This window comes from Lentzea sp., assembly GCF_036380075.1.
In the GTDB taxonomy this organism is placed as follows: Bacteria; Actinomycetota; Actinomycetes; order Mycobacteriales; family Pseudonocardiaceae; genus Lentzea.
Genome location: NZ_DASVFL010000030.1, coordinates 1 through 10675, shown reverse-complemented (window position 1 = coordinate 10675; position 10675 = coordinate 1). Strand labels below are relative to the sequence as shown.

Below are 10675 nucleotides of genomic sequence, written 5' to 3'. Positions count from 1 at the left end.
GCGTCGCGGGCGTCCTTGCGGGAGCCCTGCGCGGCGTTGGCGAGGAAGGTGCCCTTCGAGTCGGTCACCGGGTAGCTGCGGCCAGACTCGGAGCGCGGGAACTTGCCGCCGATGTAGAGCTTGTAGGTCTTCGCGACCGTGACGCGATCAGACATCGAGGTAGGCCTCCAGACCGGTGCGGCCGCCCTCACGGCCGAAGCCCGACTCCTGGTAGCCGCCGAACGGCGCGGTCGGGTCGAAGCGGTTGAACGTGTTGGACCACACCACGCCGGCGCGCATCCGCTGCGCCATCCAGAGGATGCGCGAGCCCTTCTCGGTCCAGATGCCCGCGGACAGGCCGTACGGCGTGTTGTTCGCCTTGGCCACGGCCTCCTCGGGCGTGTGGAACGTCAGCACCGACAGCACCGGGCCGAAGATCTCCTCGCGGGCGATGCGCATCGCCTGCGAGACGTTCGAGAACACGGTCGGGGCGAAGTAGAAGCCCTTGTCCGGCAACGGGCACGACGACGTCCAGCGCTGGGCGCCCTCGGCCTCGCCCGACTCGGTCAGCTCCTTGATCTTGGCGAGCTGCTCGCGCGAGTTGATCGCGCCGACGTCGGTGTTCTTGTCCAGCGGGTCGCCGACGCGCAGCGTGCTGACGCGGGCGTGCAGCTTCTCGACCAGCTCGTCGGCGATCGACTCCTGCACCAGCAGGCGCGACCCGGCGCAGCAGACGTGGCCCTGGTTGAAGAAGATGCCGTTGACGATGCCCTCGACGGCCTGGTCGAGCGGCGCGTCGTCGAAGACGATGTTCGCGGCCTTGCCGCCCAGCTCCAGCGTCAGCTTCTTGCCCGTGCCCGCGAGCTGGCCCTGGATGACCTTGCCGACGTCGGTCGAGCCGGTGAAGGCGACCTTGTTCACGTCCTCGTGCCCGACGAGGGCCGCGCCGACGTCACCGGCGCCCGGGATGATGTTGACGACGCCCGGCGGCAGGTCGCACTGCTGGATGATCTCGGCCAGCACCAGCGCCGTGAGCGGCGTGGTCTCCGCCGGCTTCAGCACGACGGTGTTGCCGCACGCCAGCGCGGGCGCGATCTTCCACGCGGCCATCAGCAGCGGGAAGTTCCACGGGATCACCTGACCGGCGACGCCCAACGGCTTCGGGTCCGGACCGTAGCCCGCGTAGCCGAGCTTGTCCGCCCAGCCCGCGTGGTAGAAGAAGTGCGAGGCGGCCGTCGGGATGTCGACGTCGCGCGACTCCTTGATCGGCTTGCCGTTGTCGAGCGACTCCAGCACCGCGAGCTCGCGGCCGCGTTCCTGGATCTGCCGCGCGATCCGGTAGATGTACTTGGCGCGCTCGCTGCCCGGCATCTTCGACCAGACGCGGTCGTAGGCCCTGCGGGCCGCCTTGACGGCGGTGTCCACATCGGACTGCGACGCCGTCGAGACCTCCGCGAGCACCTCCTCGGTGCCGGGGTTGATCGTCTTGAGCGGCTCGCCGGAGCCTTCGACGAACTTGCCGTCGACGAACATCTTGTACGAGGCCTTGAGGTTCGCGATGTCCCGCGACTCGGGCGCGGGGGCGTATTCCCACATGTCTTCTCAGTCCACCGTCACGTAGTCCGGGCCGCTGTAGTGGCCGTCCAACTGGGTCCGCCGCTGCATGAGCAGGTCGTTCAGCAACGTCGACGCGCCGAACCGGAAGAGGTGCGGGTCGAGCCACTCCGGCCCGGCCACCTCGTGCACGGCCACCAGGTACTTGATCGCGTCCTTGGTCGCCCGGATGCCGCCGGCGGGCTTGACCCCGCGCAGCTCACCGGTCTGGTCCTTCCAGTCCCGCACCGCCTGGAGCATCACGTGCGTGACCGGCAGCGTCGCGGCGGGCTGCACCTTGCCGGTCGAGGTTTTGATGAAGTCGCCGCCGGCCAGCAGCGCGAGCCACGACGCGCGGCGCACGTTGTCGTACGTCACCAGCTCGCCGGTCTCCAGGATGACCTTGAGGTGCGCGTCCCCGCACGCCTCTTTGATCTTGGCGATCTCCTCGAACACCTGCCCGTACCGGCCGGACAGGAACGCGCCGCGGTCGATCACCATGTCGACCTCGGACGCGCCCTGCTCCACGGCGAACCGGGTGTCGGCGAGCTTGATGTCCATCGTGCTGCGGCCGCTGGGGAACGCCGTCGCGACGCTGGCGACGCCGATCCCGGTGCCCCGCAGCTCGTCGGCCGCCGTCTTCACCATGTCGGGGTAGACGCAGACGGCCGCGACCTGCGGCACGTCGGGCCGCTCGGGGTCGGGGCGCTTGGCCTTCGCGGCCAGGCCGCGCACCTTGCCGCGGGTGTCGGCGCCTTCGAGGGTGGTGAGGTCGACCATGCTGATCGCCAGGTCGATGGCGTGCAGCTTGGCGGCCTTCTTGATGCTGCGCGTGCCGAGGCCCGCGGCTCGTTGCTCGACGCCGACCTGGTCGACGCCGGGGAGCCCGTGGAGGAAGCGCCGCAGCGACGATTCGTCGCGCACGGCGTCAGCCAGGGCCGACGGCGGTGTCGTTGGAGCAGCCATGTCCGCGAGTCTAAGCGGAATGGGACGCCCGTCCTAAGTGAAGGTGTTACCGCAGCTCAGACTGCGTTTGACGGGCTGTGGTCCAGCCCACCCGCGCCGTCAGTCGAGCAGCTCGCGCAGGATCTGGGACTTCTTTTTCTTCGGCCCCTTCACCTCGACGCCCGCCATGATGGCGAGCCCGGTGATCCGCACGGTCGGCGCGCCGGGGATGTGGCGGCGGCTCGGCAGGCGTTCCTCGAAGGCGCCCATGAACCCGAACCCGTCCACGTTGACGTTGATGTCGTCGGGCACGCGGATCTCGACGCCGCCCCAGAAGGCGAACACGCTGATCGTGACCTCCTGCTCGGCGAACCGGGCGTGGGTCAGGTCGAGCTCGACGCCGCCCATGATCGCGACGGCGTTGTGCATCCGCGGGACGACCCACTCGCCCTTGCGGTCGACGCCGGACCAGAAGGCGACCGACACCGCGGTGCCGGACTCGCCGGGCACGACCCGGTGGCTCACCGCGGACTGGTGCTCCGCCGACATCGGCACCATCGTCGGCTGCTGCATGCCGCTCAGCACCAGGTCGGCCGTGATGGGGGCGAGCTCGCCGTAGGTCTTCGCGGCGTAGACGGCGACCAGCCGCTCGTCCAGCTCGTGGATGTCGAGGCGCCCTTCGGCGGTCGCCTTGTGCAGCACCTGCGCGATCCGTTCCCGGTCCGCGTCCGAGGCGCGCAGGTGACTCCGGTCCGCAGGCACCAGCTCATCGCTCACCCGATCGAGTCTAGAGCGCTCGCTCGCCGCGCGTGGCGTACTTGCCCGGGATCGGTCGTCACGCGGTGGGCTGCCGCAACGGCAGACCGGCCGCGCGGTAGATCGCGTCGACCACCGCCATGTTCTTCACGGCGTCGTCGGCGGTCGTCGGGAACGGCCTGCCGTGCAGCACCGCGCCGGTGAACGCGTCCAGCTGGTAGGCGTAGGACGGGCGCCTGCCGAACCTCTCCGTCGAGCTCTTGTCCTTGAGCCGCAACGACAAGCGGTGGCGGAACTGCGGGCTCAGCGGGTTGAGCACGCGCAGCGTGCCGTTCTCGCCGATGGCCTTCAGCGACAGCTTGAGCACCGCCGAGGACCACAGCGACGCGTGCACGGAACCCGTGTGGCCGGACGGGAAGCGCAACGACGCGCGCATCGCCCGGTCGATGGACGGTTCGCGCAGCAGCGCCCGCGCCGACCGGACCTCGGGCTCCTCACTGCCGAGCAGCCGCGCCATGTGCACGGCGTAGCAGCCCGCGTCCATCACCGCGCCGCCCGCCAGCGAGTAGTCGTAGCGGATGTCGGAGAACTTCGGCAGCGGGAAGCAGACGGACGCCTCGACGTGCCGCAACGGGCCCAGCACGCCGCTGCGGATGATCTCGTCCACGCGCACGGCCAGCGGGTGGTAGCGGTAGTGGAACGCCTCCATCACCACGAGCCCGGATGCGTTCGCCGCCACGGCGACGGTGGCCGCCTCGGCCGCGTTGGCGGTGAACGGCTTCTCGCACAGCACGTGCTTGCCGGCTTCCAGCGCGGCGAGCGTCCACCGGCCGTGCAGGCCGTTGGGCAGCGGGTTGTAGACGGCGTCGACGGCCGGGTCCGCCAGCAGTTCCTCGTACGACCCGTGCACGCGGGGGATGCCGTGCTTGTCGGCGAACGCCCTGGCCTTCGCCGCCGAACGCGCGGCCACGGCCACGACCTCGGCGACCGTGGAGGAGCGGGCCGGGTTGATGACAGCGGTCGGCGCGATCGTGGCGGCGCCGAGCACTCCGATGCGCACGTGGTCTGTCACGGCGGCGACCCTACACCGGCAGTTAACGCCGTTCACTCCTCCAGATCGGTGGCGCGCGGCGGGAAGAACGTCATCTCGTCGACCGGGTACGGCTCCGACCAGGACCACGACTCCATCTGCGCGCGGGAGCGCCGGCCGAAGAACGCGCGCCAGAACTCGTAGCCGTCCGCCTCGACGACGACCGGGCCGGTGCCGAGGGAACCGAACTCGGTCTTGACCGTGAGGTCGGTGAGGTTGTGCGTGACGATGGCGGTGAGCGTCGCCTGCCAGGCGTGGTCCGGCACGCGTTCGCGCCCGAGCACGGCGCGCAGGTCGGCCTCGTGCGTGAGGGCGTCCAGCGCCATGTGCGAGGGGACCCTGTCGAGCCGGTCGGCGTCCGCGTTCCACTGCTCCAGCAGGTCGAGGACCGGCACGTCCTCGCGTTCGGACACGTGCCGCGCCGTCCACTCCGGTCCGGGCGCGCCGTCCATCCTGCCCGCGCGGGCGTCGGCCACGACACCGGCGAGGTGCGCGACGAGCCGGTGCACAGTCCACTCAGGACAGGCGGGCACGGTCAGCGCCAGGTCCGGCGGGGTCAGTCCCATCGCGAGGCCCGCGGTCCGCTGACGGGACTCCCGGTAGATCTCCTCGAACACCCTCGGCTCCTCCCAGCGGTTACGGTGTCGGGCATGGACGTCCTGGTGGTCGATCATCCCCTCGCCAAGGCGAGACTCACAACCATGCGCGACGCGCGCACGGACAACGCCGCGTTCCGCGCCGCGCTGCAGGAACTGACCGTCATGCTGGTCTACGAAGCCATGCGCGAGGCGCCGCTGGCGGAGGACCGCACGCACACGCCGGTTGCACGTACCACCGGCTACCGGCTCGCAAACCCGCCGCTGCTCGTGCCCGTGCTGCGCGCCGGGCTGGGCATGGCCGACCAGGCGCACAAGCTCATCCCGGACGCCCAGATGGGGTTCGTGGGGCTCGCGCGCGACGAGGAGACGCTCCAGCCGACGCCGTACATGGAGTCGCTGCCGGAGGACCTCGCGGGACGGCCGGTGTTCGTGCTCGACCCGATGCTCGCGACGGGCGGGTCGATGGCCTACACGATCCGGTTGCTGACCCAGCGCGGCGCGACCGACGTGACGGCCGTGTGCGTGCTCGCCGCGCCCGAGGGCATCAACCACCTCGAGGACTCGAAGCTCCCGGTGCGCCTCATCACCGCGTCGGTCGACGAGCGCCTCAACGACTCCGGCTTCATCGTGCCCGGCCTGGGCGACGCCGGTGACCGTCTGTACGGGGCGGTTTAGGACATACCTCCGATCGGACGTAGCAGTGGTCTAGACCTCAGGCCTATCGTGCTGTGGACCACATCGCCGCTGCCGCGATCCGACAGAGGAGAACCATGTCCAGACGGAGATGGGGTGTCGCCGCTCTCGCGGTCGGCGCCCTGTCAGCGTCGCTGGCCGTTGCGCCGGCGAACGCCGATGTCGAGACCAATGGGCACCACGGCTACTCGAAGGCCCGCACCGTCGGGTACTTCATCCAGTGGGGCGTGTACGGCCGCAACTTCCGCGTGAAGAACCTCGTCGACAGCGGAGCCGCGGCGCGGCTGACGCACCTCAACTACGCCTTCGGTTTCCTCGACGAGTCCGGCAAGTGCGTCAGCGCCGACCCGTGGGCCGACTGGCAGATGCCCTACACCGCGGAGCAGTCCGTGAGCGGCAAGGCCGACGAGGCCGGCCAGGTGCTGCTGGGCAACCTCAACCAGCTCAAGCAGCTCAAGGCGAAGTACCCCAAGCTCAAGGTGAACATCTCGCTGGGCGGCTGGACGGGTTCGCGCTACTTCTCCAACGCCGCGCTGACGCCGGAGTCGCGCGCCGCGCACGTCAAGTCGTGCACCGACATGTGGATCAAGGGCAACCTCCCCGGCCTGCCGGAGGGCGCCGCGAAGGGCGTCTTCGACGGCGTCGACCTCGACTGGGAGTGGCCGTCGAGCGCGGGCAACCCCGAGCCGCCGAACGTGATCCGGCCCGAGGACAAGCAGAACTTCACCAAGCTGCTCGCCGAGTACCGCAGGCAGATGGGCTGGAACCGCGACCTCACCGCGTTCCTGCCGGCCGACCCGAAGCAGATCGACGCGGGCTTCGAGGTCTCGAAGGTGTTCTGCTACCTGACTTTCGGCACCCTGCAGGGCTACGACTACCACGGCGCCTGGGACCCGAACGCGAACCAGCAGTCCGCGCTGCGCGTGCCCAAGGGCGACCCCGCGCAGTTCGAGTTCAGCTCCGAGGTGACGGTGAACGCGTGGCTGCGCCGCGGTGCACCGCGCTCGAAGGCCGTGCTGGGCGTCCCGTTCTACGGCCGCGGCTGGACCGGTGTCGCACCGGGCACGCGCAACGGCCTGTTCGGCACGGGCACGCCCGCGCCGGCCACCTACGAGGCGGGCTACGAGGACTTCAAGGTCATCACGACGAAGCTGGCCGACCCCGGGTACAAGGTCTACCGCGACGAGCGCGCCGGCTTCGCGTGGATCTACGACGGCACCACGTGGTGGACCTACGACGACGCCACCGAGATGAAGCGCAAGGCCCGTTTCATCAACGACCGCAAGCTCGGCGGCGCGATGATCTGGTCGCTCGACGGTGACACCGCCGACGGCCAGCTCGTCAAGGCGCTCGACGGCGCCCTGAAGTAGGGCCGCACCAAGACGGACTGTCCTAACCGGACAGTTCAGCGGGTCCGGGGAGGTTTCGCGGCGGCCGCCTCCCCGGATTCCGTGGTCTCACGGAACGTTCAGGCCAGCCAGCCCCTGCCGTGCGCGCGCAGCGCCAGTTCGTACGTGGCCGCCGCGTCGATGCCCGGCGGCAGGTTCCCGTTGAGCTCCAGGCTCACCAGCCCGTGCGCGATGCCCCACATCGACATCGCGATCCGCTCCGGGTCCTCGTCGCGGAAGACGCCCGTCTCGACCGCCCGCCGCACCGCGGTGCGCACCGGCGCGAACGTCCGGCCGGCCGCGCGGCCCATCTCCCTCGTCGGCTCGACGACCTTCGAGTAGAGCACCGAGTAGAACCGCGGGTCCGCGAGCGCGCTGCGCCGGTACGCGAGCCCGATCCGGACCAGGTCCTCCGCGGGGTCCGAGGTGGTCGGCACCGCCGCCAGGCGCGTGCCGAACCTCGTGAACGCCTCGTCGTAGAGAGCCTCGAGAAGCGCTGGTTTCCCGCCGAAGAGGGAGTAGACCGCCGTCGTCGAGGTGTTGACGTCGGTGGCGATTCTGCGCAGGCTCACCGCTGCGGGCCCCTCGGTGCTGAGCAGCTCGCCCGCCCGTTCGAGTAGACGCCGCCGCAACGCGTCGTCGTGGGTCCGGGGCCGGGGCACCGACCGATACTAAAGGGCACTGGCCTCGGTGGTATCACGTTGGTACCGTTGTCCGAATGGCGATGACCTTGCGGTTGACCGAAGAGGAGAACCTGCGGCTCGCTGAACTGGCGCAGGCCGAGGGCCGCTCCAAGCAGGAGGTCGTGCGGCTCGCGATCGCGGAACGTTACCGGCGGATGCAGCAGGAAGAGCAGCTCGGCGAGGTACTTCAGAGAGTCCTGCCCAAGTACCGAGGTCTTTTGGATAGGCTCGGATCCTCCTGAACCTGTCGTACCTCTCTGATCAACTGGGTGCTGTGATCTCCTACCTCGACGCCGGGGACCTGTTAGTGCTGGCCACGGCTGTGACCGGCGGCGACCTCGTCGTCCGGGACATCGGCCTGCTGGACACGGCGGCCTACCGTCCTCGCGCCACCGTCCTCGGCGTGGAGGCGTACAACACGCTGTGGATGAAGTCCTCCGCCCTGCTCGACTCCATCGTCAGGACGCGTCCGCTGGTCGAGGGCAACTGGCGCCTCGGCTGGGTGTCGGCCGTCACGATGTGCGACATCAACGGCTACTGGATCGACGCCGACGAGGACGACGCGCTCGACCTCGTCCGTTCGCTGGGTCGCGACAAGATCGACGTCGCCGAGATGGCGGGTCACCTGGAAGGGTGGGGAATCCCGAAGGATTCCGCTTGACCTAGAGCGCACTCCAGGTCTTAGCGTCGAACTCGTGAGTTACTCGATAGCCCAGGCCGCGCAGCGCAGCGGGTTGTCCATCGACACCTTGCGCTACTACGAACGAATCGGGCTCGTCGACCCGCCCGCACGGGACTCGGGCGGGCGCCGCAGCTACTCGGAGGAGGACCTCGGCTGGCTGGCGTTCGTGACGCGTCTGCGCACGACCGGCATGCCGATCCGCATGATGCGCGAGTTCGCGCAGCTCAGGCACCGCGGCGACCACACGGCCGGCCGCCGCAAGCAGATCCTCGTCGACCACCGCGCCGACGTCCGCGCCCGCATCGCGGAGCTGCAGACGTGCCTGGAGGTACTGGACTACAAGATCGACCACTACGCGGTGGTCGAGCAGGACTTGGAGGCGACGGCGTGAGCCGTTCACTGGGAACGCTCGAAGTCGGCCCGCAGGGGCTCGGCTGCATGGGGATGTCGGAGTTCTACGGCGCCGGCGACGAGCAGGAGTCGATCGCGGTCATCCACCGCGCGCTGGAGCTCGGCGTCACGTTGCTCGACACGGCCGACATGTACGGCCCGCACGTCAACGAGGAGCTGGTGGGCCGCGCGATCGCGGGCCGCCGTTCCGACGTCGTGCTGGCGACGAAGTTCGGCATCGTGCGCGAGGGCGGTGGCCGTTCGATCCGCGGCGACCGCGACTACGTCCGCTCGTCGGTCGAGGGCTCGCTGTCCCGGCTCGGCGTCGACGTCATCGACCTGTACTACCTGCACCGCGTCCCGGCCGACACGCCGATCGAGGAGACCGTCGGCGCGATGGCCGAGCTGGTCGCCGAGGGCAAGGTGCGCCACCTCGGCCTGTCCGAGGCGGGCGCCGAGACGCTGCGCCGCGCCCACGCCGTGCACCCGATCACCGCACTGCAGAGCGAGTGGTCGCTGTGGTCGCGCGACATCGAGGCCGAGATCGTGCCCACGGCACGGGAGCTGGGCGTGGGCCTGGTGCCCTACTCGCCGCTCGGCCGCGGTGTGCTGACCGGCCGGTTCGCCTCCTCCGCCGACTTCGGCGAGGGCGACTTCCGCGCCTCGAACCCGAGGTTCTCCGGCGACAACCTCGACGCGAACCTGAAGATGGTCGCCTCGCTGCGCGCCCTGGCCGAGGAACGCGGCGTCACGGCGGGCCAGCTAGCGCTGGCGTGGGTGCAGCACCGCGGCGACGACGTCGTGCCGATCCCGGGCACCAAGCGGATCAAGTACCTGGAGGAGAACGTCGCGGCGGCCTCCCTGGAGCTGTCCGCCGACGACCTGGCCGCGATCGAGGCCGCGGTCCCGGCCTCCGCCGTGGCGGGCGACCGCTACCCGGACATGAGCTCCGTGGGTCGTTAGAACACACGTTCGAAAGCATCCCCAGGGTTGTCCACAGGTTGGGGACAAGAGGCTGTGGACAACCCCGGGTTCATGTGGACAACTGTGCCGCCGCGGTGGCGCCGAGCTCCCAGCACGCCTCCACGTCGGCCTTCGCCGGCTCACCCGTGACGACCACGTGCGCGGCCACCTTCTCCCAGCCCAACCCGGTCGTGGCGGCCTCCACGCTGCGCACCGCGCCAGTCGTGTCGTTGTTGCCGTGCACGTACAAACCGAACGGACGGCCACGCGTCGAGTCGAGACACGGGTAGTAGACGGTGTCGAAGAAGTGCTTCAACGCACCGCTCATGTACCCGAGGTTCGCGGGCGTGCCGAGCAAGTAGCCGTCGGCTTCGAGAACATCCACAGCGGTTGTGGACAACGCCGCCCGCCGGACGACCTCGACGCCCTCGATCTCCGGGGTGGTGGCGCCGGCGACCACGGCCTCGAACATCGCCTGGAGGGCGGGCGACGGGGTGTGGTGGACGATCAGCAACCTGGACACGCCGAGCAACATAACGTCCGTGACCCGTGCCTCCTACGACGCAGCCGCCGCCGGCTACGCCCGCCTCCTGCCCGACGCCCACGACGGCCGGCCGCTCGACGCCGCGATCATGCGCGCCTTCGCCGAGCTCACCGGGGGCCCGGTGGGCGACCTCGGCTGCGGCACCGGCCGCATCACCCGGTACCTGCACGAGCTGGGCCTCGACGCGTTCGGCGTCGACCTCTCCGACGGCATGCTCGACCAGGCGCGGCGGCTCCACCCGCACCTGCGCTTCACGCAGGGCGACATGACCGGGCTCGACCTGGACGACGACAGCCTCGGCGGCGCCGTCGTCTGGTACTCCACGGTCCACATGCCGGCGGGTGACGTGCCGTGGCGCGAGTTCCACCGG

General features: G+C 70.0%; 14 protein-coding genes and 1 pseudogene. 7 read left to right on the top strand and 8 right to left on the bottom strand.

Annotated features, from left to right (window positions below):
- The 6 genes and pseudogenes from VF330_RS03480 to VF330_RS03455 form a co-directional block, all read right to left on the bottom strand.
- Positions 1-155: pseudogene (locus VF330_RS03480) on the bottom strand (aldehyde dehydrogenase); the annotation flags it as partial.
- Positions 148-1575, bottom strand: coding sequence for an aldehyde dehydrogenase family protein (locus tag VF330_RS03475; protein WP_330850014.1), 1428 nt, complete (start codon positions 1573-1575; stop codon positions 148-150). The pseudogene VF330_RS03480 and the gene VF330_RS03475, both read right to left, overlap by 8 nt.
- 6 nt (positions 1576-1581) lie before the next feature.
- A complete protein-coding gene (gene deoC, locus VF330_RS03470) occupies positions 1582-2538 on the bottom strand; it encodes a deoxyribose-phosphate aldolase (RefSeq protein ID WP_330850013.1) in 957 nt (318 codons plus the stop codon).
- Between the two features lie 99 nt (positions 2539-2637).
- Positions 2638-3294, bottom strand: a complete 657-nt coding sequence (locus tag VF330_RS03465; protein ID WP_330850012.1) for a DUF1707 SHOCT-like domain-containing protein — start codon at positions 3292-3294, stop codon at positions 2638-2640.
- 58 nt (positions 3295-3352) lie between these two features.
- Entirely contained in the window at positions 3353-4345 is a 993-nt protein-coding gene (locus VF330_RS03460) for a Gfo/Idh/MocA family oxidoreductase (RefSeq protein WP_330850011.1), read from the bottom strand.
- A gap of 32 nt (positions 4346-4377) precedes the next feature.
- Complete coding sequence (locus tag VF330_RS03455) at positions 4378-4980, bottom strand: maleylpyruvate isomerase N-terminal domain-containing protein (protein WP_330850010.1); 603 nt, start codon at positions 4978-4980, stop codon at positions 4378-4380.
- Positions 4981-5013: 33 nt separating this feature from the next.
- On the opposite strand from VF330_RS03455, the gene upp reads away from it, so the two are divergent.
- The gene (gene upp / locus VF330_RS03450; protein ID WP_166044496.1) at positions 5014-5637 is read left to right on the top strand and encodes a uracil phosphoribosyltransferase; all 624 of its coding nucleotides are present in this window, start codon (positions 5014-5016) and stop codon (positions 5635-5637) included.
- Positions 5638-5732: 95 nt separating this feature from the next.
- A complete protein-coding gene (locus VF330_RS03445; protein WP_330850009.1) occupies positions 5733-7025 on the top strand; it encodes a glycoside hydrolase family 18 protein in 1293 nt (430 codons plus the stop codon).
- Between the two features lie 98 nt (positions 7026-7123).
- Here VF330_RS03445 and VF330_RS03440 read toward each other — a convergent pair whose 3' ends face one another.
- A complete protein-coding gene (locus tag VF330_RS03440) occupies positions 7124-7705 on the bottom strand; it encodes a TetR/AcrR family transcriptional regulator (protein ID WP_330850008.1) in 582 nt (193 codons plus the stop codon).
- Between the two features lie 56 nt (positions 7706-7761).
- Between VF330_RS03440 and VF330_RS03435 the strand changes: the two genes are divergently transcribed.
- The 4 genes from VF330_RS03435 to VF330_RS03420 are packed head-to-tail and all read left to right on the top strand — an operon-like array spanning position 7762 to position 9761.
- A complete protein-coding gene (locus tag VF330_RS03435) occupies positions 7762-7968 on the top strand; it encodes a type II toxin-antitoxin system VapB family antitoxin (protein WP_330850007.1) in 207 nt (68 codons plus the stop codon).
- A 32-nt stretch (positions 7969-8000) separates the two neighbouring features.
- On the top strand, positions 8001-8387 hold the full coding sequence (locus VF330_RS03430; RefSeq protein ID WP_330850006.1) for a type II toxin-antitoxin system death-on-curing family toxin: 387 nt from the start codon (positions 8001-8003) through the stop codon (positions 8385-8387).
- Between the two features lie 34 nt (positions 8388-8421).
- Positions 8422-8799 carry a MerR family transcriptional regulator gene (locus tag VF330_RS03425; RefSeq protein ID WP_330850005.1) on the top strand — a complete coding sequence of 126 codons (378 nt, stop codon included), beginning with the start codon at positions 8422-8424 and terminating at the stop codon, positions 8797-8799.
- 47 nt (positions 8800-8846) lie between these two features.
- A complete protein-coding gene (locus VF330_RS03420; RefSeq protein WP_330850015.1) occupies positions 8847-9761 on the top strand; it encodes an aldo/keto reductase in 915 nt (304 codons plus the stop codon).
- Between the two features lie 70 nt (positions 9762-9831).
- Here the strand turns inward: VF330_RS03420 and VF330_RS03415 are convergent, their stop codons facing one another.
- Positions 9832-10284 (bottom strand): flavodoxin family protein, encoded by a 453-nt coding sequence (locus tag VF330_RS03415; RefSeq protein WP_330850004.1) that lies wholly within the window; start codon positions 10282-10284, stop codon positions 9832-9834.
- 19 nt (positions 10285-10303) lie between these two features.
- Between VF330_RS03415 and VF330_RS03410 the strand changes: the two genes are divergently transcribed.
- Positions 10304-10675, top strand: a 372-nt coding sequence (locus tag VF330_RS03410) for a class I SAM-dependent methyltransferase (protein ID WP_330850003.1), incomplete at its 3' end; no start/stop codon positions are given.